Source organism: Geothrix fermentans DSM 14018 (assembly GCF_000428885.1).
In the GTDB taxonomy this organism is placed as follows: domain Bacteria; phylum Acidobacteriota; class Holophagae; order Holophagales; family Holophagaceae; genus Geothrix; species Geothrix fermentans.
This window is the reverse complement of the sequence record NZ_KE386810.1, coordinates 552,345-577,825: the sequence shown is the minus strand read 5'-3', so window position 1 is coordinate 577,825 and position 25,481 is coordinate 552,345. Positions and strand designations below refer to the sequence as shown.

20 protein-coding genes are annotated in these 25,481 nt (G+C 69.6%); 10 read left to right on the top strand and 10 right to left on the bottom strand.

Annotated features, from left to right (window positions below):
- Positions 1-27: 27 nt before the first annotated feature.
- Entirely contained in the window at positions 28-2,202 is a 2,175-nt protein-coding gene (locus tag G398_RS0113135) for a penicillin acylase family protein (RefSeq protein WP_026853934.1), read from the top strand.
- Here G398_RS0113135 and G398_RS0113130 read toward each other — a convergent pair.
- Positions 2,184-3,095: an RluA family pseudouridine synthase gene (locus G398_RS0113130; protein WP_026853933.1), complete on the bottom strand. Its 912-nt coding sequence runs from the start codon at positions 3,093-3,095 to the stop codon at positions 2,184-2,186. The two genes, G398_RS0113135 and G398_RS0113130, sit on opposite strands and share 19 nt — an antisense overlap.
- A gap of 279 nt (positions 3,096-3,374) precedes the next feature.
- Between G398_RS0113130 and G398_RS0113125 the strand changes: the two genes are divergently transcribed.
- Positions 3,375-4,061 (top strand): DUF6445 family protein, encoded by a 687-nt coding sequence (locus G398_RS0113125; RefSeq protein WP_026853932.1) that lies wholly within the window; start codon positions 3,375-3,377, stop codon positions 4,059-4,061.
- Between the two features lie 68 nt (positions 4,062-4,129).
- On the opposite strand, the gene ftcD is transcribed toward G398_RS0113125, so the two are convergent.
- Both ftcD and G398_RS0113115 read right to left on the bottom strand, forming a co-directional pair.
- Entirely contained in the window at positions 4,130-5,971 is a 1,842-nt protein-coding gene (gene ftcD / locus G398_RS0113120; RefSeq protein WP_026853931.1) for a glutamate formimidoyltransferase, read from the bottom strand.
- Positions 5,972-6,126: 155 nt separating this feature from the next.
- Positions 6,127-7,041 (bottom strand): 5'-nucleotidase, encoded by a 915-nt coding sequence (locus G398_RS0113115; RefSeq protein ID WP_026853930.1) that lies wholly within the window; start codon positions 7,039-7,041, stop codon positions 6,127-6,129.
- Between the two features lie 21 nt (positions 7,042-7,062).
- On the opposite strand from G398_RS0113115, the gene G398_RS18440 reads away from it, so the two are divergent.
- Positions 7,063-8,097 (top strand): cysteine desulfurase family protein, encoded by a 1,035-nt coding sequence (locus G398_RS18440; protein ID WP_052571947.1) that lies wholly within the window; start codon positions 7,063-7,065, stop codon positions 8,095-8,097.
- A gap of 28 nt (positions 8,098-8,125) precedes the next feature.
- Positions 8,126-9,808 (top strand): aspartate:alanine exchanger family transporter, encoded by a 1,683-nt coding sequence (locus G398_RS0113105; RefSeq protein ID WP_026853929.1) that lies wholly within the window; start codon positions 8,126-8,128, stop codon positions 9,806-9,808.
- On the opposite strand, the gene G398_RS0113100 is transcribed toward G398_RS0113105, so the two are convergent.
- Positions 9,809-10,978, bottom strand: coding sequence for an alkaline phosphatase family protein (locus tag G398_RS0113100; RefSeq protein ID WP_026853928.1), 1,170 nt, complete (start codon positions 10,976-10,978; stop codon positions 9,809-9,811).
- Between the two features lie 30 nt (positions 10,979-11,008).
- Here G398_RS0113100 and G398_RS0113095 point away from each other — a divergent pair, with 30 nt between their 5' ends.
- On the top strand, positions 11,009-12,199 hold the full coding sequence (locus G398_RS0113095; protein ID WP_026853927.1) for a class I SAM-dependent rRNA methyltransferase: 1,191 nt from the start codon (positions 11,009-11,011) through the stop codon (positions 12,197-12,199).
- Positions 12,200-12,321: 122 nt separating this feature from the next.
- Here G398_RS0113095 and ttcA read toward each other — a convergent pair whose 3' ends face one another.
- Entirely contained in the window at positions 12,322-13,173 is an 852-nt protein-coding gene (ttcA, locus tag G398_RS0113090) for a tRNA 2-thiocytidine(32) synthetase TtcA (protein ID WP_052571944.1), read from the bottom strand.
- A 4-nt stretch (positions 13,174-13,177) separates the two neighbouring features.
- Positions 13,178-13,684, bottom strand: a complete 507-nt coding sequence (locus G398_RS18435; protein ID WP_052571943.1) for an Rrf2 family transcriptional regulator — start codon at positions 13,682-13,684, stop codon at positions 13,178-13,180.
- A gap of 85 nt (positions 13,685-13,769) precedes the next feature.
- On the opposite strand from G398_RS18435, the gene G398_RS20495 reads away from it, so the two are divergent.
- Both G398_RS20495 and G398_RS0113075 read left to right on the top strand, forming a co-directional pair.
- Positions 13,770-14,339 (top strand): thioredoxin domain-containing protein, encoded by a 570-nt coding sequence (locus G398_RS20495; protein WP_026853925.1) that lies wholly within the window; start codon positions 13,770-13,772, stop codon positions 14,337-14,339.
- A gap of 40 nt (positions 14,340-14,379) precedes the next feature.
- Complete coding sequence (locus tag G398_RS0113075; RefSeq protein WP_026853924.1) at positions 14,380-15,954, top strand: ABC transporter substrate-binding protein; 1,575 nt, start codon at positions 14,380-14,382, stop codon at positions 15,952-15,954.
- A 7-nt stretch (positions 15,955-15,961) separates the two neighbouring features.
- Here G398_RS0113075 and G398_RS19905 read toward each other — a convergent pair whose 3' ends face one another.
- Together G398_RS19905 and G398_RS18425 are read right to left on the bottom strand one after the other, a co-directional pair.
- Positions 15,962-16,984, bottom strand: a complete 1,023-nt coding sequence (locus G398_RS19905; protein ID WP_052571942.1) for a helix-turn-helix transcriptional regulator — start codon at positions 16,982-16,984, stop codon at positions 15,962-15,964.
- An 87-nt stretch (positions 16,985-17,071) separates the two neighbouring features.
- On the bottom strand, positions 17,072-18,013 hold the full coding sequence (locus G398_RS18425) for a site-specific tyrosine recombinase XerD (protein ID WP_052571941.1): 942 nt from the start codon (positions 18,011-18,013) through the stop codon (positions 17,072-17,074).
- 136 nt (positions 18,014-18,149) lie between these two features.
- Between G398_RS18425 and acpP the strand changes: the two genes are divergently transcribed.
- From acpP to uvrB, 3 genes are all read left to right on the top strand, one after another.
- Positions 18,150-18,389: an acyl carrier protein gene (gene acpP, locus G398_RS0113060; RefSeq protein ID WP_026853923.1), complete on the top strand. Its 240-nt coding sequence runs from the start codon at positions 18,150-18,152 to the stop codon at positions 18,387-18,389.
- A gap of 89 nt (positions 18,390-18,478) precedes the next feature.
- Positions 18,479-19,732, top strand: coding sequence for a beta-ketoacyl-ACP synthase II (gene fabF / locus G398_RS0113055; protein ID WP_026853922.1), 1,254 nt, complete (start codon positions 18,479-18,481; stop codon positions 19,730-19,732).
- Between the two features lie 192 nt (positions 19,733-19,924).
- Positions 19,925-21,964, top strand: coding sequence for an excinuclease ABC subunit UvrB (uvrB, locus tag G398_RS0113050; protein ID WP_084512653.1), 2,040 nt, complete (start codon positions 19,925-19,927; stop codon positions 21,962-21,964).
- Here uvrB and G398_RS0113045 read toward each other — a convergent pair.
- Together G398_RS0113045 and G398_RS18420 are read right to left on the bottom strand one after the other, a co-directional pair.
- On the bottom strand, positions 21,961-22,899 hold the full coding sequence (locus G398_RS0113045) for a nucleoside recognition domain-containing protein (protein ID WP_026853920.1): 939 nt from the start codon (positions 22,897-22,899) through the stop codon (positions 21,961-21,963). The two genes, uvrB and G398_RS0113045, sit on opposite strands and share 4 nt — an antisense overlap.
- Positions 22,900-25,446, bottom strand: a complete 2,547-nt coding sequence (locus tag G398_RS18420; RefSeq protein WP_084512650.1) for a protein kinase domain-containing protein — start codon at positions 25,444-25,446, stop codon at positions 22,900-22,902. It abuts the gene before it with no gap.
- Positions 25,447-25,481: the final 35 nt, after the last annotated feature.

Sequence of the window (25,481 nt, the reverse complement as noted above, 5' to 3'; positions counted from 1 at the left end):
TGGGTTCCCCTGCTGATCGGATCCCCCATGCGGCGTCTCCTCCTCGTCCTGGCCCTCACCTGCCTGCCGGCCCTCGCCGCCCGGACGCCGTCCGGCGACCTGGCACGGTGGCGCCAGCGGGCCGCGCGCGTGACGATCATCCGGGACACCTGGGGCATCCCCCACGTCTACGGGAAGACGGACGCGGACACGGTGTTCGGGCTGATCTACGCCCAGGCCGAGGACGACTTCCCGCGGGTGGAGACCAACTACCTCAACGCCTTGGGCCGACTGGCCGAGGTGGAGGGCCCGCGCGAGCTGGCCCGGGATCTGCGGATGCGGCTCTTCATTGATCCGGCGGACCTGAAGGCGAAGTTCGCCGCCAGCCCGGCCTGGCTGAAGGCGCTGATGGTGGCCTGGGCCGACGGGCTCAACTTCTACCTCCACGAGCACCCGTCCGTCAGGCCGCGGCTCCTGACGCGCTTCGAGCCGTGGATGGCCCTCAGCTTCACCGAAGGCAGCATCGGCGGGGACATCGAGTCCATCCGCCTTACGCCCCTGGCCCGCTTCTACGGCCGCCAGGCGGACACCCACATGCCGCCGGAGGCCCTGCCGGATCCCTCCAGCGAGCCGTCGGGCTCCAACGGCTTCGCCCTGGCCCCGTCCGTCACGGCCTCGGGCCACGCCCTGCTGTTGATCAACCCCCACACCTCGTTCTACTTCCGCCCCGAGGTCCACGCCGTGAGCGGCGAGGGGCTCAACGCCTACGGGGCCGTCACCTGGGGCCAGTTCTTCGTCTACCAGGGCTTCAACGAACGCATGGGCTGGATGCACACCTCCGGCGGCGCCGACGTCATCGACGAGTGGCTGGAGACCGTGGTGCGGAAGGGAGGCCGGGCCTATTACCGCTACGGCGATACGCTGCGTCCCTTCCGCACGAAGCGGATCACGCTCAAGTACCGGGACGGATTGCAGATGAAGGAGGCCACTGTCACGGCCTACTACAGCCATCGCGGCCCCGTGGTCCGCGAGGCTGATGGCCGGTGGGTGAGCCTCCGGCTGATGCAGGATCCCGTCCATGCCCTCATGCAGTCCTACCGGCGCACCAAAGCCCGCACCTACGCTGAGTTCGTGAAGGTGCTGGACCTCCGCACCAACTCCTCCAACAACACCGTGTACGCCGACGCGGACGGGAACATCGCCCTCTTCTACGGGAACTTCGTGCCGCGGCGGGACCCGCGCTTCGACTTCACGAAGCCCGTGGACGGCAGCAACCCCGCCACGGACTGGCAGGGACTCCACCCGGTGCGCGAGGCCATCCAGGTGGTGAACCCGAAGCACGGCTGGATCCAGAACACCAACAACTGGCCTTTCTCGGCGGCGGGACCTGACAGCCCGCGACAGTCGGACTATCCGGCCTACATGTGGAGCCAGCCGGAGAATCCCCGGGGCCTCCACGCGGTGAAGGTACTCCAGGGCCGCACGGGCGTCACCCTCGACGGCCTCATCGCGGCGGCCTACGACCCTGAGCTCACCGCCTTCGCGGACCTGCTGCCGGCGCTCTTCCAGGCCTACGACGCCACACCGGAGGAGGATCCGCTCCGGGCCCGGCTGGCGGAGCCCGTGGCGCTGCTGCGGGCCTGGGACCTGCGCAGCGGGCTGGACTCGGTCCCCACCTCCCTGGCGATCGCCTGGGGGCAGGATCTGATGGCGCGCTGCGCGGCGCCGGCCCGGGCCAAGGGTGTGCCCGTCTACGACTTCATGGCCAGGGACACGGCGCCCGTGGAGCGCCTCCAGTCCCTCATCCGGGCCCTGGAGAAGCTGCAGAAGGACTTCGGAACCTGGAAGACACCCTGGGGCGAGATCAACCGCTTCCAGCGGCTGAGCGGCGCCATCGACCTGGCCTACGACGATGCCAAGCCAAGCCTCCCAGTGCCCTTCGCCTCGTCCACCTGGGGCTCCCTGGCGGCCTTCGGCCCCGCGACCGCCACGGGCACCAGGCGGATCTACGGCAACCGGGGCAACAGCTTCGTGGCGGTGGTGGCGTTCGGTCCCAGGATCCAGGCCAAGAGCCTCCTGGCCGGCGGGGAGAGCGGCGATCCGGCCTCGCCGCACTTCGCCGACCAGGCCGAGCGCTACGCCAAGGGCCAGTTCAAGGAGGTCTGGTTCTACCGGGAGGCCGTGGAGGCGCACGCCAGGCGCACCTACCACCCCGGGCGCTGAGAGCGGAGGGGCGGCGGCGGGGGGCAGGCGAGGGCGAGCCAGGTCCCCGTTCGAGGATGCGCAAACTCCAGCCGGTGGGCGTGCAGCAGGTAGCCCGGGTCGCCGGGGACGGCGCGCGTCTCCGGCAGGGGGACGCCACCGGGGCCGTAGAGGGGATCACCCACCAGGGGATGCCCCGCCGAGGCCAGGTGGATGCGGATCTGGTGGGGGCGGCCTGTGGCGATCTCCACCTCCATGAGCGCGCACCCCTCGCGCCGCTCCAGCACCCGGGCGTGGCTGAGGGAGGAGCGCCCCCCGGGTGAGGCCGCATGGAGGAGGCCCAGGGGGGCGTAGGGCACCTCGCCGATGGGGGTGGCGATGTCGAAGGCGTCCTGCTCCGGCGAGCCGGTGCAGAGGGTGAGGTAGACCTTGCGGACCTGCCGCGCCCGGAACTGCTCCTGGAGCGGGCCCCGGGCGGCGGCCGTGCGGGCGAAGAGCACCAGACCCGAGGTGGCGCGGCCCAGCCGGTGCATGGGTGTGGCCTCCGGCGCCCGCCGGCGCACCAGAGCCAATAAGGTGTGGTCCAGGAACGCGCCGCCGGCGGGCAGGGTGGGCAGCCCGCTGGGCTTGGCCACGGCCAGCAGATCCTCGTCCTCGTAGAACACGGCCGTGGCCAGGGGGACCTCGGGCTCGACCCACGGCGGGCGCGCCCAGGTGATCCACTGGCCGGCCCGCAGGACCGCCTCCGGAAGGGCGGGGACCCCTTCGAGCTGCACCAGTCCCTCCTGGATCCGCTTCCGCCACAGCTCCGGGCCTGCCAGGGGGTGCCGATCGGCCAGATGGGCCACCAGAGGCACCCCGGACCCTTCCGCTCCGACCTGCTCCCGGTGGACAAAGCCCTGGTTGAGTCCCATGTGGTCGGCGGCTCCTCTGGATCACCCATTATGTCCCTGGCATTCCTTGCCGGGGATGGCTGCCGTGACAAGGATCAAATCTTGTCTTAATCAAGACGTTTTTTTCTGACACCACTCCTCAAGTTGGGGCACTCTAGGGTCGAGAAGTGTCTATCGGTCGCGCGTTCCATGTGCTTGGCCGCGTGAATCCACGAGAACTCTCCCCGGGGGGGGGGGAGTGGGGGGCCCGAAAGGCCCCCTTTTTCGTGGCCGGGGGTAGGCTGGAGGCCCGGAGCCGCCGTGCGCACACCTCCTCCATCCGGCCCCTCGCGGCCCCCATCCCTTCCCTACCGGAAGCCCACCGAAGGGCGCGACTACTGGATCGTGGACGGCATCCTCCCGGATCCCACGGCCCTGGTGGCGCGGTTCTGCGCCCTGGAGGCCTGGGAGCTGGGCTTCCCGCACACCGGGGAGACCTGGCCGGGCATGCGCTCGCGGGGTGCCCTGAGGCCCGAGGAACTGGAGCCCCTCGAAGCGAAAGTGCGGGAGCTCACCGGCGCGAAGCGGCTGTGGTGCGAGACCGCCCCGGACGGCGCCTACCTCAACCACAACGTGGTGCAGGTGGTGGGGGCCCGGGAGTCCGGTCCCCGGCCCCACACGGACTCGCGGCGGCTGTGCCGCTATGCGGCCGTGATCTACCTGACGCCCCGAGCCCCGGCCGCCGCGGGCACCACGTTCTACCGTCTCCGCTCCCCCAACGGCACCCTGGGCGGGAACCTGTGCCCGCCGCCCCACGCCAACCTGCGGGAGGCCCTGGGCGTGACCGGACTGCCCCTCCAGGCCTGGCATCCCGATGTCGCCGTGCCCAACGTCTTCAACCGCCTGCTGCTCTACCGGGCGGACCTGGTGCACTCCGCCACCGGCTACTTCGGCCACGATCTCGCCACCAAGCGGATGACGGCGCTGTTCTTCTGGATGGCGGAGTAGAGCTATCAGCTGTCAGTCACTGAGAGCTGATAGCTGAGAGCTGATAGCCGATAGCTGACAGCCACCGCCTACTTCTTCTTCAGCCGATCGATGAGCTTCTGATCCACGAAGGTCGTGATCTCGCTCAGCCGTTCTCCAGCCTGCGCCAGCAGGCTGGAGCACTGGGCCTGCATGTTGGTGACGTAGGCGGCATCCGTGATGTCCTTGAGGTTGATCACGACGTTCCAGATGCCGCCGCGCACCCCGGCATAGGCCATCTGGGCACCCACGGCCGCATCGGTGATGGAGGCCACCTTGCCCAGTTGGGCGGCCTCGCCGGCCAGCTCCAGGGCCGCGAAGCTGGTCTTCGCCGTGTCCAGGGGCACGTCGATGGCCACCTTGAGGCCGGCCTGCATGGCCTCGTGCCGGGCGGCCTTCTGCTCGGGGGTGGCGTCCGGCAGGCGGCGGGCGTCCATGAAGGCGTTGAAGGCGTTGGTGTCGGCGTCCACGGCCACCATGAGGCGGTCCTTTAGTGCCTGGGCCTTCTCCGCCAGGGCGACGAGCTTGGCGTCCTTCCCGGCGTCCGGCCCGCCCTGGGCCAGGTTCGCCACCATGCTCGCCAGGGCCGCGCCCAGGCTGCCCGCCAGGGCCGCGATGGAGCCGCCGCCGGGGGCCGGCGTGTCGCGGCTGACCTCGTCCGTGAAGGCGTGGACCGGCATGGCGACGAGGGACTTGGGATCGTAGGTGGGCAGGCCCAGCACCTTCTTCTCGACCTCGAAGGGGGCGACATCGCCCAGGCCCATGGAGAACACGGCGGTCTGGAGGATGTCGGGGGTGGGCACGCCCGTGGACTTGCCCATGGCCTTCAGGTAGTGGCGGCCCGAGGCCAGCAGACACTGGAAGGGCACCAGGCCCACGATCTCGCTGCCCGTGACCACCAGGCCCCGCTCGGCGGCGAGGCCGCGGGCGGCCTCCAGCACCGTGTGGGGCGCCGTCTGCTTGTAGTCCGTGAGGTTGATGCTGATCTGGGCGCGGCGGTAGGTGTCCACGTACCAGCCGATGGCCTTGCAGTGGTCGTAGAGGCCCCGGCGGCGGACCTTCTCGCCCACGGGGCTCGCAGGGTCCACGTCGTTCAGGCGCATGAGGGCCGGCAGGTCGTAGCCATGGGCCGAGGCGCAGTGGTCCACAGTCTCCTGGAAGGTGCTCCCGGTGAAGTCGCAGTTGCCGCAGGGGAAGCTGCCCTCGGCGTAGTAGATCAGCTCGCCGGCCTGGTAGTAGGGCTTCACGCGGCCGCGCCGGGCCACGCGGCCCTTCTCGCGCAACTCGAAGGCGATGTCCGTGGCGTGGGCCTTGTCGGCGCTGTTCAGCGTCACGTTGTAGGCCACCAGGAACTCCCGGGCGCCGATGATGGCGGCCCCGGCCTGGGCGTTGTAGGGGGCGGCGAAATCGGGCTGCCACTGGGGATCCCGCAGCTTCTTCTCCAGACCCTCGTACTCGCCCCGGCGCACCTCCGCCAAATTCCGGCGCTCGGGCCGCGAGGCGGCGGATTCGTAGAGGTAGACCGGGATGGCCAGCTCGGCCGCCACGCGCTGGCCCAGGCGGCGGGCCAGCTCGGCGCAGTCCTCCATGGTGACGTCCTCCACGGGCACGAAGGGCGTCACGTCCGTGGCGCCCATGCGGGGGTGGGCGCCCTTGTGCTGGCGCATGTCGATGACCTTGGCGGCTTCCCGGATGCAGGTGAAGGCGCCTTCCAGCACAGCCTCTGGCTCGCCCACGAAGGTGATAACCGTGCGGTTCGTGTCCGCCCCCGGGTCCACATCCAGGATCCGCACGCCCGGCACCGCCGCGATGGCGTCCGTCACCTGCCTGATCTTCGCGGCATCCCGGCCCTCCGAGATGTTCGGCACGCACTCCACCAGCCTGCGGGACATGGATCCTCCGTAGGTTTCGAGTGTAGCCGTGGCGCAGCCTGGCGGCTCCAAAGGCGGTCCGCACGCGGCTCGCCTTTGGAGTATGGTTGACGACTTGTTAAAGGGGATCCTTTCCCCCTGCTCGGAACGCGCAGCGTTCCGAGCCCAGCGAGGCGCTATCTCGAAGCCCTCTCTTCGTTCTTCACGCCACTCACCACATGGCCCGTCGGTCCCACCTTCGCGGCGGTATCGCAGTATCCCGTCTGGTCATCGAAGAAGAAGTCGGGCTCGAACTCGCGCAGGAAGTCGGCCTTCTCCAGACCGCCCAGGAACATGGCCTCGTCCACCTGGATGTTCCAGGCCATGAGCGTGCGGATGGCGCGCTCGTGGGCGGGGGCGCTGCGGGCGGTCACAAGCGCGGTGCGGATGCGCATGGGGGCACCCTCGGCCATGTCCTGCAGGGGTCTCAGCGCCTCGAGGAGGGGCTTGAAGGGACCGGGGGGCAGGGGGACCGCCGCCCGCTCGATCTCATGGGCCTGGAAGGCCGCCAGGCCCCCCTCGGCGTAGATCCGCTCGGCCTCGTCGCTGAACAGCACGGCATCACCATCGAAGGCGATGCGGATCTCGTCAGGGTGGCGGTCCGCAGCCACGGCGCTGTCCGGGTAGACCCTCGCTGCGGCGAAGCCTGCGTTCAGGGCGGCGCGGACGTCCTCCTCTTTGGCGGACAGGAACAGGTTCGCCCCCAGGGAGGTGAGGTAGGGATAGGGGTTCCGGCCCCGGGTGAAGACGCCCTGTTCCAGCTTGAGGTTGGCCTCCTGGGCGCTACGGAACACCCGCAGGCCGCTCACGGGGTCGTTGCGGGAGAGGATCACCACGGCCACCCGGCCCTCGTTTCCGGTGTTGAAGGCCAGCAGCTTCTTCACCAGCGGGTAGGCCACGCCGGGCTGGGCGGGCACATCCAGTCGTGAGAGCTGGAGTTCCATGTAGGCCCGGTCATCCGATTCCTCGAAGACCCGGTTCTCCTCCTCGAAGTCGAAGAGGGCCCGGGAGGAGATGGCGACGACGAGCTTGCCTTCCAGGGATTTGGGCATGCCCCAGAGTACATTGGAGAGATGCCGCGCCTCTACTTCGACGCCAACGCCACCACGCCGCCCCACCCGGATGCGGTGGAGGCGGTGCGGCGGGCCATGGCGGAAGACTGGGCCAACCCCACCAGCACCCACCGGGAAGGGCAGCGGGCGCGGTTCCGCCTGGAGGAGGCCCGCCGCGAGATTGCGGCCTCCCTGGGGGTGGCGCCGGGGGAGTTGGTGTTCTGCGCCAGTGCCACGGAGGCCCTGCACCTGCTCATCCGGGGGCTCCACGGAGCCCTGGGGGACCGGCCCGCCGCGGTGTTCCCGGGGGAGCACAGCGCCTGCCTGAATCCCCTGCGGGATTGGCCCCGCGTGAGCTGGCTGCCGGAGGTCCCGGCGGACTGCGCCACGGTGGTGCAGATGGCCGCCAACAACGAGACGGGGATCCTCTACGGGATGCCCCCGGTGCTGGACGCGGTCCGCATCAAAGACTGCTGCCAGGCCTGGGGCAAGGTGGCCGTGGACCTGTCGGACTGCGACGCGGCCGTGTTCAGCGGCCACAAGATGGGCGGCCCCCGGGGCGCGGCCCTGCTGTGGATGCGACCGGGCCTGCCCTGGGAGGCCCTCATGGAAGGCCCGCAGGAGCGCCGCCGCCGCGGCGGGACCGAGGACCTGCCGGCCATCCTGGGCCTGGCGGCCGCCGTGCGCCACTTGACGGAGCGTCAAGCGATGAATGGGGCCCTGGCGCCGATCCGCGATGCCTTCGAGACGGAAATCACCTCTTGGAACCGGGGCATCGAGGTCATCGGCGCCGGCCAGCCACGCCTGCCCAATACCAGCTGCCTCCTGTTCCGGGGCCGCAACGGCGAGGCCCTGCACGCCGCCCTGGACCTGGCCGGCTTCGCCGTCAGCACCGGCAGCGCCTGCCACAGCGGGGCGGTGAAGCCCAGTTACGCAATCATGACCTTGGGGTATAGTTCGGACGACGCGCGCTCGGTGCTCCGGTTTTCGCTGCTCCCGGACGCGCGGCCCGGCGAGGTGGAGGCCCTGGCGGCGGCCATCCGGCGGTTGACATGATCCCCAGGTGATCCTGAGCGGGGCGGGCATGATCGAGCAGACCCTCTTCTTCTTCGCGCACAACCCGCTCCTGATGCTGTTCGCCGTGGTGGCGCTGGGCTACCCCATCAGCAAGATCCGGATCGCCGGGGCCTCCTTCGGCATCGCCAGCATCCTCTTCGCGGGCATCGCCCTGGGTGCGCTGGTGATGGCGCCCGGCCTGGATCCCGGTCTCAAGAAGGACATCTCCCGGGAGATGAAGCTCGTCTACGAGCTGGGCCTGGCCGTCTTCGTCTACGCCATGGGGCTTTCCATCTCCCACAGCTTCTGGGCGGCCTTCAGCCGCGAGGGCATGAAGAAGAACGCCGTGGTCGTCCTGGTGATGGTGGCCTCCACGGGCTTCGTGGTGCTCCTGGCCCACCTGATGGGGTTCAACGCCCGTTACGCCGCGGGCCTGCTCACGGGCAGCTTCACCAACATGCCGGCCCTGGCGGGTGTCATCGAGCGCGTGAAGTCCCTGGGTGCCGGGCCCCTGGAGCTGGCCCAGCCCACGGTGGCCTCCGCCATCGCCTACCCCATCGGCGTGCTGGTGCCCATGCTCGTCATCCTCGTGAGCCCGAAGCTCTTCCGCGTGAACCTGCGGGAGGAGGCGGACGGCCTCAAGGACTACCAGACGGGCCACCACCGGCTGGAGGTCTGGACTCTGAGGGTGACGAAACCCGAGGCGGAATCCCTGACAAAGCGGGAGATCCGCGCCGCCGGCCGGTTCCAGGTGGTATTCGGGCGGGTGTTGCGCAAGGCCGAGCTGCTCCTGCCGGGGCCGGACTTCAGGCTGAAGCTGGACGACCTGGTGACGGTGGTGGGATCGCCGGACGACCTCGTCCAGGTGGCGGCCCTCATCGGGGAGCGCAGCCACGTGGAGCTGGACCGCGACCAGAGCGCGCTGGATGCCACGCGGGTCTTCGTCTCGAACTGGGACGTGGTGGGCGTGCCCCTCGGCAAGCTGGACCTGGTGAACAAGCACCAAGCCATCATCACCCGCGTGCGGCGCGGGGATCTCTGGTTCGTGCCGGCCGGCGACACCGTGCTGGAGCTGGGCGACCGGGTGCGCGTCACCACACGCCGGGACAACATCGAGGCCATCGAGGCCTTCTTCGGGGACAGCTATCGCGCCCTCAGCGAGGTGAGCTTCCTCACCTTCGCCATGGGCCTGGCGGCGGGCCTCTCCCTGGGCCAGCTGCCCATCCCGCTCGGCCACGGCATCGTCTTCAAGCTGGGCTTCGCCGGCGGTCCCCTGGCCGTGGCGCTGATCCTCGGCCGCTTCCACCGCATCGGGCCGTTGGTCTGGAACTTCCCCTACAGCGCCAACCACACCATCCGCCAGTTCGGGCTGGTGCTCTTCGCGGCGGGCATCGGCGTGATCTCCGGAGAAGGATTCCGCGCCATCGTGTCGGGCAACGCGGGAGTCCTGCCCCTGTTCCTGGGCGCGGCCTTCCTCGTCTGCCTCGTGGCGGACTCGCTGACCATGCTCATCGGGCACAAGGGCTTCGGCATCCCCCTCAACGTGATGTTCGGCATCGTGGCCGGCACCCACACCCAGCCCGTGGTCCTGGGCTACGCCAACCACCACACGGGCAACGAGCTGCCCAATGTGGGGTTCGCCACGGTCTATCCCCTGGCCACCATCCTCAAGATCGTCCTGGCGCAGGTGCTGCTGGCGCTCATCCGCTGATCAGCGGGGGAGCAGCGCCGCCACGGGCTTCCCGTCCGGGGCCTGCGCCCAGCGGATGCCCAGCCAGGCGGCCGCGGTGGGAGCGATGTCCCAGGCGGGGACGTCCGCCAGGGGGCCCTGGCCGGCGCCGAGCACCACGAGCCACGACTTCATGGGGGCGGATTCCGGCGTGTATGCGTGGGCGCCGGCACGACCGTGGCGCTCGGACTCGTCCTCGCGGCTGCTGCGGGCCTGGGAGAGCCAGGTGCCCAGGGGGGCCAGGACGACGACATCGCCCACCCGGGGGCTGCCGCCCAGGTGGTAGCGGCTGGGCACCTGCTCCCGGGCCCAGGCCTTGAGCCCGGCCCTGTGCAGGCGGGCGAGGACGCGGGCCCGGTCGCCGGGCTGCTTGAGGTAGACGTAGGCGCTGCCGCCGTGGGTGATGAGGTCCACGGGAATGCCGTCGAGGACGCTCGGCAGGTGCACGCGCCGCTTCATGGGGACCATGCCGTGGTCCGCCGTGAGGATGATGCGCAGGCCCGGATGGGCGGCCTGCATGCGCGTGAGCCAGGGGGCCAGCTCGGCGTCGAGGGTCCGCAGCTTGGCCAGGGTCTCTGGGCTGCGGGGGCCCTTGAGGTGGCCCTCCTCGTCGCTGCCGGAGAGGTAGGCCATGACGAGCTGCGCGCCTTCGGCCAGGGCCCGTTCGCTGAAAGCCAGTCCCTCGGCATCGGGAATCCCCGGCCGGAAGGCCTGCATGCGCCAGGGCGCCACACCCTCCCAGGGGCCGGAGGCGCCCACCCAGTGGAAGACGGCGGTGCGCACGCCGCTCCTCGTGGCGGCCACCCACAGCGGCTCCCGGAGGATGTCCTCCACCCGGTTGGCCGCGGGGACGCGCAGCTTGTCCTCGGGACGGAGGTAGCCGTTGGCCACCACGCCGTGGTGCTCGGGCCAGCAGCCCGTGGCCAGGGTGACGTGCCCATTGAAGGTGGTGGCGGGGAAGGGCGGGAGCACCGCGGCGCGGCGTCCCTGCCTGGCCATGGCCCAGAGGTTCGGCATGGTGTCCGGGCGGAACTGGTCGGCGCCCAGTCCATCCTCGCTGATGATGAGGACGGGGCCTGCCGCGGGTCCCGGGGCTTCGGCCCTGAGGGGGAGCAGGATAAAGGCGAGGGCGAGGAGGGCGTGGAGGCGCATCCCTCCAGCCTATCAAGCTAATCTGAAGCCATGAATACGTCCCGCTGGCCTTATCCGCTGCTCCGCCTCAAGCCCGGCAAGGAGGGATTGATTTCCAAGCGCCACCCGTGGGTGTTCTCCGGGGCGCTGGCGAGGCCCTCGGAAGCCACCCTGGTGCGCCTCGCGGATGATTCCGGCCAGGTGCTGGGCGTGGGTACGGCCAGCACCGCGAACCCCCTGGCGGCGCGGATCTTCCGCTTCGAGGACGCGCCCCTGGACGAGGCCTTCTTCCGCTCGCGCTTCGAATCGGCCCTGGCCCTGCGGAAGACCCTGGGGCTCTGGGACCCCCAGGGCGGCTGCCGCTGGATCTTCGGCGAGGGCGACGGCCTGCCGGGCCTGGTGGTGGACCGCTACGCCCAGGCCCTCGTGCTGCAGGTGGGGACCGCGGGCCTGGAGGCCCTGCGCGATCTCTGGTGGCCCATCCTCTTCGAGATCGGCAAGCGCGAGGGCCTCACCGCCTTCGTGGAGCGCAGCCAGTCCGGCAGGAAGGAGGAGGGGCTTGATCCCGTGAACCGGCTGCTCAAGGGCAGCCTCGGTGGGTCTGTGACGGTGCATGAAGGTGCCGCGAAGCTGAGCGTGGATCTGCTTCGCGGCCAGAAGACAGGCTTCTTCCTGGACCAGCGGGTGCACCGGCTGCAGGTCGGCGCCCACGCCGAAGGTTGCCGCGTGCTCAATGCCTTCGGCTACACCGGCGGCTTCAGCATCCATGCGGGCCTGGGCGGCGCCTCCCAGGTGGCCACGCTGGACATCAGTGCCCCGGCGCTGGACCAGGCGGAGCGCGACTGGGCCGCCAACGGCCTGGACCCTGAGGCCCACCTCCGCATGGAGGGCGACGCCTTTGAGCTCATGCGCCAGCTGGAACCCATGGGTTGGGACCGCGTCATCGTGGATCCCCCGGCCTTCGCCAAGCAGCGCAAGGACGTGGACAAGGCCTTCAAGGCCTACAAGGACGTCTTCCGCCTCGGGGCCCGCGCCACGGCGCCCGGCGGCCTGCTCTGGGTCTTCTCCTGCAGCCAGCACCTGGACCGTACGCGGTTCCAGGAGGCCGTGTGGACGGCCCTGCTCGAAGCCGGCCGCGAAGCGAGGGTGCTGGCCCACCTCGGTCAGCCCAGCGATCATCCCTACGCCCTGAACCATCCCGAGGGGTTCTACCTCAAGGGGCTGTGGCTGAGCCTGGACTGAAGGGCAAAAGGACTCCACGAAGGACACGAAGGCAAATCAAGAGCACGAAGGGTTCCATTCGTGTCCTTGGTGCCTTTCTTCGTGTCCTTCGTGGAGTCCTTAGTCCATGGAACCTGGGATCGCTACCCCAGCCGCTCCACAGCCTCGTCCACGCCCTTGGCCTCCAAGGCCCCGAGCTTCAGGTCCAGCAGGTGACTGAGCTTCACGTTGCCCATGGCGCCGAGCATGGAGGCCTTGAGACGGGGGATGCTCGTTTCCATGGAGGCGATAAGCTCCTTCGCCTGCTTGCGGCGGCTCTCCAGGCTGGAGCAGCCGCAGAGGGGGCAGCCGCAGGGCACGATGGGGAAGCCCCGCAGCCAGGCGTAGCGTTGCAGGTCCTTCTCCTCGCAGGTGCCCAGGGGGCGGATCACCGTGTTGGCGCCGTCGTCGCTCACCAAGCGGAGGGGCATGGTGCTGAGACGGCCTTCGAAGAACAGGTTGATGAGCAGGGTCTCCAGCAGGTCGTCCAGGTGGTGGCCCAGGGCGATCTTGGAGAAGCCGCGCTGCTTGGCGAAGGAGTAGAGCACGCCACGCCGCAGCCGGGAGCAGATGATGCAGGGCAGCTCCTCGGGCTTGCTGCGCACCATCTTGTCGATGGGGGCCGGGATGATGTGGTGTGGCACGCCCAGGCGTTCGCAGGTCTCGGCGATGGGATCGGGGTTGAACTGGGGGAAGCCCGGATCCACGGTGACGGCCTCCACCTGGAAGGTCACGGGGGCGCGCTTCCGCAGCCGCTCAAGGATGTCCAGCAGGGCCCAGGAGTCCTTGCCGCCGCTCACGGCCACCAGGATGCGGTCGCCATCCTCGATGAGCTTGTAGGCGGCGTTCGTCTCGCCCACGCGCCGGGCGAGCTTCCGCTCCAGGCGGGGCAGGGTCTTGAGCTCGGCCTCGGTGGGCGGCAGGGCCAGGCTGGGAAGGGCGCAGGGATTGCTCACGGTCCTACATCACTCCGCAGGCTTTGCGCTCGCCGCGGGTCATCTGGCCCTGCACATCCTTCACATACTCGGGGCAGGTGCAGTCGGGACAGGTGTTGCTGGAGGTCTCGGAGCAGAGGTCCGCGAAGGTCACCTTCTCCATGAAGGCGGAAATGTGGTCGGAGAGCCGGTTCCAGAGCATGAGGCTCATGCGCTCGTCGGCCATGAGCGCCTGGTTGGCGGAGCGGGGATCCTCCTTGGCCACGGCGTAGAAGCTGCTGTCCGTGAGACGCAGGATCTCGCCCACGCTCACCTGGTTGCAGGGCCGGGTGAGGATGTAGCCGCCCTTGGGGCCGCGCACGCTGGCGACGACACCGGCCTTCTTGAGCTTGTTGAAGATCTGCTCCAGGAAGGGCAGGGAGAGCTTCTGGCGCTCGGCGATGACATGCAGGGGCACCGGCTGGCCATGGCTGTGGTGGGCCAGGTCGAACAGGGCCTGCATGCTGTACCTGCCTCGGGCCGAGATCTTCACGAAACCTTCTCCAGCTTCCAGGCTAGTATTCCTGAGTGATTGAGTCAAGTTTATCGCAGGGCTAGACTGGAGCCCGGAGATCCCCATGAAAGCTGTCCTCCTGGCCCTTGGAACCCTCGGATTGCAGGCAGAGCCGCCCGCCGTGCCGCCGCCCATCCCGGCCAGCACGCCCGGAGGGCTGCCCTGCGACGCCCGGGATCACCAGCCCCTGCTGCTGGGGCCGGCGACGGCCGCGGAGATCCTGGCCCATCGGGCCGTCTTCAGGGACACCCTGGCCAATGCGCCACTGCCGGCGGATCTGAAGGCCCGGTGGAAGGCCGTGCGGCAGCCCTTCACGCTGGTGGCGGTCTTCGGCTCCTGGTGCGGTGACAGCCAGTACCAGCTGCCGGACCTGCTGGGCCTGGAGGCGGACCCCAACCCCTTCATCGAGGTCCACTACCTGGGCGTCTACCGGGACAAGGCCCTGGCGGAGGCCCAGTGGCCCAAGGGCTGTGCCCCCCAGCCCGTGGTGCGCGTTCCGACCTTCTACCTGTTCGCCACCCAGCCCGGAGGCACGCAGAAGCTGGTGGGGACCGTGGTGGAGAACCCGCCCCGGGCCGGCCAGCGCATGGCCGAGGCGCTGGTGGAGTTGGTGGAAACCGCCTCGAAGGGATAGATTTCAGTCCCTCCCCGATCCGGCCGATGGAGGGGGCACGATGCCTTGGCGATCCCTCCTCCTTTCGGTCTGCCTCCTCGGGGGCTTGGGCGCCGTCGAGCCCATTCGTGTGGCCGTGGACGGGTGGACCACGCTGAACCCGCTCCTCATGAGCCGGGATACGGACGGGGAGGCCGTGGACCTGGTCTTCGACCGCCTGGTGACCCTGGACGCCGAAGGCACCTTCATCCCGGGGCTCCTCCAGAGCTGGACGGTCCTCAAGGGGGGGCGCGAGGTCCTCCTGGAACTTCGGCCGGGCATGACCTGGCAGGACGGGACCCCCATCGAGGCGGAGGATCTCGTCTTCACCTGGAAGGCCCTCCGCCTGCCCCAGGTCAGGGCCATCGCGGACACGGCCGGGGGGGTGGCCTCCCTGGACAGCCTGGTGGCCGAGGGGCCCCTCCGGGTGCGGATCCGCCTTTCGCGGCCCCGGGGGACGCTGCTCTCGGACCTCTACAACTTCATCCCCGTGCCCCGGCGCCACTACCAGCCGGGGGCCAAGCCCCAGGCGGCGGCCGTGAACTTCCAGCCTGTGGGCTCGGGACCCTACCGGGTGGTCGGCAAGGCCACCACCACCCATCTGAAGCTGGAGCTCTGGCCCGGCTATCGGGGCGCGCACCCCGGCACCTGGCCGGCCTTCGAGTTCAAGGATTCCACCGACGAGAAGAACCTGGTCCAGGCCCTGCTGGACCGCCAGTACCACTACGCCCTGGTCCGGGCCCTGCCGCACTACCTGGTCAGGAAGGGGGCCCAGGGCGCCGGGCGCCTCCAGGCCTACTCCGTGCCCCAGGCGGCCTTCGGAGCCTTCTTCCTCAACTGCGATCCCAAGCTGAGCCTTCTGGGCGACGTGGCCCTGCGCCAGGCCCTGGCGGAGCTGGTGCCCTGGCAGGAGCTGGCCCGGGCGCGGCGGTTCTTCCCGGCCCGGTTGGCTTCGGCCTTCTGGCCTCCGGAGAACTGGGCCCACGATGGCACCCCCAGGCCCCTGCCTCAGCCCGGGCGGGCCGTGGCGATCCTGGAGGCCGCCGGATGGCACCTGGGCCCCGATGGAATCCGGCATGACGGCAGCGGCCGCCCGCTCTCCCTGGTGGCCTACGAGCAGGCCACCTCCATCCGCCGCAGCACGGCCCAGCTGCTGTCGGAGGAGGCGGCCAAGGTGGGGATCCGCATCGAAGTCCGGCGGCTCCCCTTCGAGGCCCTCACGGAGAAGTCCATGCAGCACGACGGGGACATCTGGTCCTACGGATGGACCACCTCCCTTGATCCCGACGTGGATGCTCCGCTCTTCACGAGCGAGGGCTACCGCACCAAGGCGAACGTGAGCAGCTACCTGAACCCGGAGGTGGATCGGCTCTTCGAGGAGGGCCGCTACACGCTGGACCGGGTCTCGCGCCGCAAGATCTACCTGAAGCTCTCCGAGATCATCTGGCGGGACAAGCCCGTGATCCCCCTCAACTACATCCTGGTGCGGGTGCTCGCGGACAGCCGCCTGCGGGGCGTGTCCTTCAACGTGCTCGGGCAGGCCTACGGCTTCTGGCCTGGCAAGCGGGGCTGGAAGCTGGAGAATCCCCAGCCCTGAGCGGGCCTCAGAGCCGGTCGAAGTGGATGATCTCCACCTTGCCGGCCTTGCCCTTGGGGGACTCCTCCCGCTCGCGGTCCCTGTGCTTCGGCTCGGGCCGGGCCTCGGGCTTCGCCTCGGCGTGGTGCCGGGGCTCCTGGCGCCGCGGTTCGGGCTCGGGCCTGGGCTCGGGCCGGGAGGCGGGCTTGGGTGCCGGTGCGCCGGCCTGACGCTCCCGGCCCGCCCACACGGCGCCCACCTGCTTGACGCGGTCCACCAGGCGCGCGGGCTCCAGCACCTGGATGCCGTCGCCGAACTGCATGGCCCAGCGGGCGATGGCGCGGAGGTCCGTGGCGGTGAAGGTCACGAGGGCCTGACCGTCGCCCTGCTCCTCGAGCTTGAAGTGCGGGAAGGCCGGGGGGGCCTGCTTCACGGCGAAGACCCACTGCTTGAGCAGGGTGGCCTTCACGGCGATGGGGTCGCCGCCCAGCCAGCCGCCGATCTGGTTGGCGGGGGTGCCCTCGGCGTAGGGGCCCTGGGCGGCGCGGCCCACGCCCTCCACGTCGTTCACCTCGGCGAGCAGGTCCACCCGGTGGTGGCGCTCGGCGTTGTAGCGGCGATCCCAGCCCCACACGAACCAGGCCTGGGCCAGGGCGTCGAAGGTCAGCTGCCGGGGTTCGAAGGTGCGCGGGGCGTTGGCATCGGCATCGGCGAAGATGAACTCCACGGCCCGGCCTTCGCGGATGGCGGCGAGCAGGGCCTCCACGAGGGGAGGCAGGGCGGACGGGGACGCGGTCTTTTTGGCGGCGGCCTTCTTCACTTCAGGAGCGGCGGCGGCCGGCTCGGGCGCGACGGGCGCCGGCACCGGTTCCGCGGGTGCCGCGACCTTGGTCTTGGCAGGGGCCTTCGCCTTCTTCGGGGCGGCCGGGGTCTCGGCCTTCTTGGCGGCTGCGGCCTTCTTCGCCGGGGCGGCCTTGGCCTTGGGGGCCGGTTTCTCCACCTCGACGGCGGCGGCGGTGGGCTTCTTGCGAGGGGTCTTGGTCACGGCCATGGGTCTGCGGCTCCTGGCCCATCATGGCTGATCGGCTGTCAGCTGTCAGCTGTCAGCTGTCAGCTCTCGGCGGTCAGCGGTCAGCGGTCAGCGGTCGGCGTGGCTGCGGGGATGCATCTGGTCGTAGAGGGCGCGGAGGCGGGCCTGGTGGACGTGGGTGTAGATCTGCGTCGTGCTGATGTCGGCGTGGCCGAGCATGGCCTGGACGGCGCGGAGGTCGGCGCCGTGGTCGAGGAGGTGGGTGGCGAAGGCGTGGCGGAGCACATGGGGGCTCACGGTCTCGGGCCGCAGGCCGGCGCCGCGCGCATAGCCCTTCAGCAGGCGCCAGAGGTGCTGGCGGGTGAGGCCCTCGCCCCGCTGGCCCACGAAGAGCTCCCCGCCTTTGGGTCTGAAGCCGGGCCGCAGGGCCAGCCAGGCGCGGATCCACCGTTCGGCGCCGGCGCCGAAGGGGATGAGCCGCTCCTTGCGCCCCTTGCCCATGACCTTGAGGAAGCCCTCGTCCAGGAACACGGACAGGGCGGGGAGCTCGGCCAGCTCGGAGACGCGCAAGCCCGATGCGTAGAGCAGCTCCAGCCAAGCCCGGTCCCGCACGCCCAGGGGCGTGGAGGTATCCGGGGCGGCGAGCAGGGCCTCGACCTGGCTCTCCCCCAGCGTGCGGGGCAGGATGCGGGGCGGACGCGGAGGCTTCACCACGGCCTCGGGTCCCGCGCCCTCGCCACCCTCCATCCGCAGGAAGGACAGAAAGGCGCGCAGGCTCGAGCTCAGCCGGGCGAGGCTGCGGGGGGCCTTGCCCTCGGACTGCTGGGCCACGAGGAAGGCGGTGAGGTGGTCGCGCGAGAGCTCCGTGGCGGGAAGCTCCCGGCCGCAGGCCCAGACGGCCAGGTGATTCAGGTCCGAGAGGTAGCCGGAGGCGGTGTGCGGCGACAGCCCCCGCTCCACCGCCAGGAACGTGCGGAACTCCCGCAGGCTGGCGCCCCAGCCGAGGGGCCAGCCGCACTCGGGTTCCTCGTGGGTCCTGGGGCGGGGCATGGGTCCATCCTCCACGGTCCCGGCGCAGGCGCAATCCCCACTCCCTGCGGGCGGAGAGGGAACATGCTTTACCCGGGGTTTGGACATCGGCCCGGGGGTATGTTAGGGTTTCCAGGTTCGTTTGGAGGAGCCCACGATGGCTGATGTGCGTAAGAAGGTCATTGCGATCATTGCCGAGCAGCTGGCCAAGCCCGAAGATTCCATCTCCGAGTCCAGCCACTTCGTGGACGACCTCGGGGCCGACAGCCTCGACACCGTCGAGATCATCATGGCCATCGAGGAGGCCTTCAGCCTCGAGATTCCCGAGAGCGAGCAGGAGAAGATCCGCACCGTAGGCGATGCCATTACCTACATCGAGAAGCACGCGAAGGGCTGATCCATCGCGATCATGACGTGCCGCAGCGCCCCCACGGCCCTGCGGCACGTCCGTTTTCAGCCTGACATCTAAAGCTCAGAGGTGAAGCCATGACCAGGACCGTCCAGCGCCGTCGCGTCGTCATCACCGGCATGGGGACCATCAACCCCTGCGGCCTCACTGTGCCCGAGACCTGGGACAACCTGTTGGCAGGGAAGAGCGGCATCTCCACCATCGAACGCTTCGACATCACCGACTTCGCCTGCAAGATCGCCGGCCAGGTCAAGGGCTTCAACCCCGATCTGTTCATCGAGAAGAAGGAACAGAAGAAGATGGACATCTTCATCCACTATGCCCTGGGCGCGGCCCACGAGGCGTGGGCGGACGCGGGCTTCGACCAAGTGCAGCTCACCAAGGCCGAGCGCGAGGTGTTCGGCGTCTACATCGGCAGCGGGATCGGCGGCCTCAGCACCATCTGGGACGAGGCCAACGGCTATCGTGGGCCCCGCCGCACCAGCCCCTTCTTCATCCCCAGCCTCATCGTGAACCTGGCCAGCGGCCAGGCCAGCATCAAGTACGGCCTCCAGGGCCCCAACAGCGCCGTGGCCACGGCCTGCGCCACCGGCGCCCACGCCATCGGCGACGCAGCCCGCCTCATCGCCTTCGGCTACGCCGACCGCATGATGGCGGGGGGCAGCGATTCGGTGATCAACCAGCTGGGCGTGGGCGGCTTTGCGGCCATGCGTGCCCTCAGCACCCGCAATGATGAGCCCGAGCGGGCCTCCCGGCCCTTCGACGTGGACCGCGACGGCTTCGTCATGGCCGAGGGCGCCGGCATCGTCATCCTCGAGGAATACGAGCTGGCCAAGGCCCGTGGTGCGAAGATCTACGCCGAGGTCGCAGGCTACGGCATGAGCGGCGACGCCAATCACATCACCACCCCGGCCCCCGAGGGCGAGGGCGGCCAGCGCGTCATGCGCGCGGCCATCAAGGACGCGGACATCGCGCCCGAGGAGGTGGGCTACGTGAACATGCACGGCACCAGCACGCCCGTGGGCGACAAGCTGGAGTGCATGGCCATCCGGAAGGTCTTCGGCGACCACGCGAACCGGATCAAGGTGAGCAGCACCAAGTCGATGCACGGCCACCTGCTGGGCGCCGCCGGCGGCCTGGAGACCATCGTGGCGGTGAAGGCCGTCCAGACCGGGAAGATCCCCCCCACCATCAACGTGGACCACCAGGATCCCGAGTGCGACCTGGACGTGACGGCCAACGTGGCCGGCACCCTGGATTCCGAGTACGTGATGAACAACGGCTTCGGCTTCGGCGGCACCAACGGCTGCCTGATCCTGCGGAAGGTCTGACCGGCAAGGCAGGCCTCCGCGAAGAGCCGAGGCAGCAGGGACAACAACACTCGCTGAGAAAAGAGGAGATGGCGGAGATCGCGGGGGGGAAGGTCTGTCTTTTCCCGGCAACCTCGGTTTCCTCTGTGGCCCTCCGCGTGAGTGGTGGTTCTTTCTTTTTTTCTTCGCGTCTTTGTGGTTTTCTTTTCTCCCATGGCCAAGGCAATCCCCTTCAAGCTCGTCTCGCCCTACTCGCCCGCCGGGGATCAGCCGGAGGCCATCGGGCAGCTGGTGGCGGGGCTGGAGAGGGGCGACCGGGCCCAGACTTTGCTGGGGGTGACGGGCTCGGGGAAGACCTACACCATGGCCTCGACCATCGCCCGGGCCGGCCGGCCGGCGCTCATCTTCGCGCCCAACAAGACGCTGGCGGCCCAGCTCTTCAGCGAGTTCAAGCAGTTCTTCCCCGAGAACGCCGTCGAGTACTTCGTCAGCTACTACGACTACTACCAGCCCGAGGCCTACGTGCCCGAGCGGGACCTGTTCATCGACAAGGACGCGAAGATCAACGAGGAGCTGGAGAAGCTGCGCCTCAGCGCCACCCGCTGCCTGCTGGAGCGCCGCGACACCATCGTGGTGGCCTCCGTGAGCTGCATCTACGGTCTGGGCGATCCCAGCTCGTACCTGAACCTCTCGGTGAATCTGAAGACCGGGCAGACCATCGACCGGGCCATGCTGCTGCGGGATCTGGTGGCCATCCAGTACCAGCGCAACCACCTGAGCTTCGAGCCCGGCATCTTCCGCGTCCGGGGCGACGTGGTGGAGGTCTATCCGGCCTACGAGGATGTGGCCTACCGCATCGAGCTCTGGGATGACGAGGTGGAGCGCCTCTCGAAGATCGATCCCCTGCGCGGCGCGGTCATCGAGAAGCTGGAGGAGCTCACCATCTGGCCCAAGACCCACTACGTGACCCCCGAGGACAAGCTCAAGGCCGCCATCCGCGACATCAAGGAGGAGCTGGAGGCCCGGGAGGAAGAGTTCCGCGCCGCGGGCAAGATCGTGGAACTCCAGCGCCTCCACCAGCGCGTCATCTACGACGTGGAGATGATGAAGGAGATGGGCCACTGCAGCGGCATCGAGAACTACAGCCGCTTTCTGGACGGCCGCCAGCCCGGGCAGCCGCCCCACACCCTGCTGGACTACTTCCCCGAGGACTTCATCGTCTTCATGGACGAGAGCCACGTGGCCACTGGCCAGCTCCACGGCATGTACAACGGCGACCGCTCAAGGAAGACCACCCTTGTGGACTACGGCTTCCGCCTCCCCTCCGCCCTGGACAACCGCCCTCTCAAATTCGAAGAATTTGAGAGCCGGGTCAAACAAGTGGTCTATGTCTCAGCGACTCCGGGCGACTACGAGCTGCAGCAGAGCGGTGGGGCCTTCGTGGAGCAGGTGGTGCGCCCCACGGGCCTCGTGGATCCGCTGGTGGAGGTGCGCCCCGTGGGCACCCAGGTGGACGACCTGCTGGAGGAGATCCGCAAGACCGTGGCCCGGGACGAGCGGGTGCTGGTGACCGTGCTCACCAAGAAGCTGGCGGAGCAGCTCACGGCCTACTACCAGGAACTGGGCATCAAGGCCGAGTACCTGCACAGCGAGATCGACACGCTGGAGCGGGTGGAGCTGCTGAAGAACCTGCGTCGGGGCGTGTTCGACGTGCTCATCGGCATCAACCTCCTCCGCGAGGGTCTGGACCTTCCGGAAGTGAGCCTGGTGGCCATCCTGGACGCGGACAAGGAGGGCTTCCTCCGCAACACCCGCAGCCTCATCCAGACCATCGGCCGCGCGGCGCGCCACGTGAACGGCAAGGCCATCCTCTACGCCGACGTGATGACCGGCTCCATGAAGCAGGCCATCGGCGAGACCGAGCGCCGCCGCCAGAAGCAGCTGGCCCACAACGCCGCGCATGGCATCACGCCCGAGACCGTGAAGCGGAACCTGGACGACGTCATGGGCGAGGCCCTGGCCCGCGAGTTCATCAACGTCGCCAAGGAGGAGCAGGCCGCCGAGGAGCCGCTGCTCTACCTGGAGGACAAGGCCTTCGAGCGCGAGGTCGCCAAGCTGGAGAAGCGCATGAAGGAGCTGGCCTCCCAGATGAAGTTCGAGGATGCCGCGGCCGTCCGCGACCGCATCCTCCACGCCCGCCGGGAGCGGCTGCTGGGGGCGGGCCTGATCCCGGCCACCGGACCGGAAATCTAGCCCAGGAGCGCGTGCCCCAGCGTTCGCACGAGGATGCCGGCGCAGGCACCCAGGACGGCGGGCTTCCAGACCGTGGCCACCCGGCGGCCGGCGGAGATCAGCACCGCCACGCCCGGCACATCCAGGGGGTGGATGAGGAAGCCCGCGCTTCGGTTCACCAGCGCTCCGGTGATCTGGGCCTGACGGGTCATCTCGTCCACCACCCCCATCATGGCAGTGCCTCCGGCCAGGTACTTGGTCAGGGTGGGCAGGATCAGGGCCGGGTCCAGCCGCAGGGCCGCCATGGCCGGGCCCAGGGCGCGGGTGAGCAGGCCGATGGCCCCGGCGCTCCGGAGGAGGGTGATCACCGCCAGGGAGAGGACCAGCATGGGGATGGCCCCGATGGCGATGCGGAAGGCCTCGGCCCCGGCCCGGTTGATGGCCTCGAGCAGGCCCTTGGTGGAGTCGGCGACGGGATGGGGGAGGGTCTCCTCCAGCGCCCGCTCGTCGGGGTCCAGGCGGCGCCCGAAGCCGTGGTAGGTGGCCGCCGCGGCCACCAGGCCGCCCAGCAGGGAGAGGGCCAGGACCGGCAGGAGGCGGAGGCCCATGGTCGTCATGGGGAACACGGTGTTGGCCTGGGCCATGGCCAGCACCATGGCCAGGGTGGCGGCCAGATGCCGGTCCGAGGCGCCCCGCTGCTCCATCATGGCCAGGGTCGCCACGGGAGCCGCGAAGCTCACGAAGCTGATCTGCAGGGCCGCGAACACGCCCAGGCCCGTCAGGCCCAGGGGCCGGAGGATGGGCGCGAGGCGCGCCACCAGCCAGTCCAGCACGCCCTTCGCTTCCAGCAGCCGCATGGCGGAGAGCATCACCACCATGATGGGAAGCAGCACGAAGAGGGACAGCTCCACGGCCCCCCGTCCGGCCCGCAGGATGGCGTCGAAGAACAGCTCCATTCAGCGCAGCCCTTCGTAGAGATAGAGCTCGGAGAGCACACGCCGGTAGGCGTAGGCGTAGCCCCTGGCGTCAGGGGTAAGGAGGAAGTTGCTGACGGTCATGCCCGCCAGGTCCTCCGGGGAGATCTCCAGGAGCTTCTTACGGGTCCCCGTGGCCAGGTCCAGGCGATGGACGGGGCAGGGCATCTCGTGGAGGTCCACGGCCCAGAGCCCCTTGCCATCCGGGGTCCAGCGGACCACGCGCTCGGTAGGCAGGAGGCCCAGGATGGCCTGGGACTGGCCATTGTCCAGAGAGAGGATGCGGTCCTCCTGTTCGCCCACGCGGGTGACGATGTGGCGGCCATCAGGGCTGATGGGCTGGCCGAAGATCTGATGGCCCGGCGGAGTCAGGGGTTCGGCCGGGCCGCCGTCCAGGGGCACCGCGAACAGGCGTGTGCCCTCGCCGGCGCGGTTGGCCTGCACCAGGAGGCGCTTGCCATCGGGGAACCACCTCAGCCTGTGGAAGGTCTCCAGGCCCGAGTCGGGAAGGGTGCGGGCGTCCCCGGTCCCGGTGGGAAGGATCTGGATCCGGCGCGGCACCCCGACCGCCACGGCCGCCACCTGGCGCCCGTCGGGGCTGAGGATCGGGTAGGCTCCCTTGGCGAGCCTCACGGCCGGGCTCCCATCGGTCCGGCGGAGGTAGATGTCGTAGGCGGCCCCTGAGCCTTCGCCCTGCTCATTGAAGATGAGGGTGGAGCCGTCCGCCGAGAGATCCTGCACGAGGGACCAGTCCAGCCAGGACAGCTCCCGCTCGCGGTCGGCGCCGGGCCGGAGGCTCTGGATGCCCGTGCGCATGACCTCCTTGGCGAGGAGCACCCGGCGCCCGTCCAGGGAGATGTCGTGCAGGGTGAGGGGGGCGGGCACCTTCAGGATCAGCCGCGGGGTGCCACTGCCCACGGCATAGAGGCCCCGGGCCACGCCATGCTCGGCGGCCGTGAACCAGACCTCGTCGCCCTTCCAGGCCAGGCCCTGGATGCTGGGCCAGGACTCGGTCAGGACGCGCCGGTTCCCCTGCCGGTCTACCACCACGGGATAGCCCGCATCATCTCCCGAAACCGGGTGTTCCAGGTAGGCGACGCGGTCCCCTCGCGGAGAGACCCGGGGATGGCTGATCCACCCCGAGGACTCGGCGATGGGATGGCCCGAGGGGAACTCGATCCGGGTCCGGCCCTCCAGGTTGCGGACCACCAGGAGTTCCGAGCCACCGGGGCCCCAGTCGGCGGCGATGACGCGCTCCATCAGGGCCCTGGGAGCGCCTCCGGCCAGGGGGACCACGGCCAGGGTGCCTCGCCACATCCAGCTCTGGATGGGGCGGCTGCCCATGGCGATGGCGAGCTCCCCGGAGCGGGAGAGGCCCAGGAGGTCCCCCTCGGGCAGCTCCAAGGTGCGGCTTTCAGGGCTGTCCGGGCGGGTGGAGTAGATGACGAGGGGGCCGCCGGACCAGGCGGCGCTGTAGAGGACCTCCTGGCCGTCGGGGCTCAGGCGGGCATTCCGGATGAGTCCCTGCCGGAAGGTGAGCCGCTTGAGGACGGGCGGATCCTGGTGGGTCCAGTGGTGCCCTGCGGCGAGGCCCAGGGCGCCCGTGGCCAAGGCCAGCGCCACCCAGCCCGCCCGGCCCGGGAGGAGGCGCGCGAGCCCCCGGAGGGCGACACCCTTGCGCTGGATGGCCTCCAGGCGCGAGGCCAGCTGAGTGGCTGTGGGGATGCGGTCCGCGGGATTCTTTTCGAGGCAGTGCTTCAGGAGCGCGATCAGCTCCGGCGAGTAGGGACCTGGGGAGGTGGCGCGGAGGGGCGGCTCCTCCTTGAGGATGGCGTTGAGGGTCTCCACGGAGGAGTCCCCGGAGAAGGCCCGCCGGCCGAACAGCATCTCGTAGAGCAGGATGCCGCAGACGAAGAGGTCGGCCCTGGAATCCACCTCCCACCCCCGGACCTGTTCCGGGGCCATGTAGCCGACGGTGCCCATCACGGTTCCGACCTGGGTCGGATGGCTCGTCTCCGGCCGCTGGATCAGGGTATGTTCATCCAAGTGGGTCGGAAGCGCCTTCGACAGACCGAAATCGAGGATCTTGAGGCGGCCTTCAGTGGTGATGAACAGATTCTCCGGCTTCAGGTCGCGGTGGATGATCCCCCGCTCGTGGGTGGCCGCCAGCCCGAGGGCCAGCTGGTGGGCCAGGTCCATGGCTTCGTCGGGGGGGAGGGCGCCGCGCAGCATCCGCTCGTGGAGGGTCTCGCCTTCGAGAAGCTCCATCGCGATGTAGGGCGTGGCACCTTCGGTGTCCCACTCATAGAGCGCCGGGAGGGCCGGATGTTTGATGGCCGCCAGGGTCCGCGCTTCCTGCTGGAAGCGGGCCAGCCGCTCTCCGGCCTGACCCTGGGGGCCTCCGATGATCTTGAGGGCCACGCCCTGCCGGCTGCGGGTGTCCAGGGCCCGGTAGACCTGCCCCATGCCCCCGGAACCAAGGGGCGATTGAATCTCGTAGGGACCGAGGCACGAACCGGGGGAAAGCATGGAAGTGCGAAGATTGTGGCCGGACGCCGGGAGGA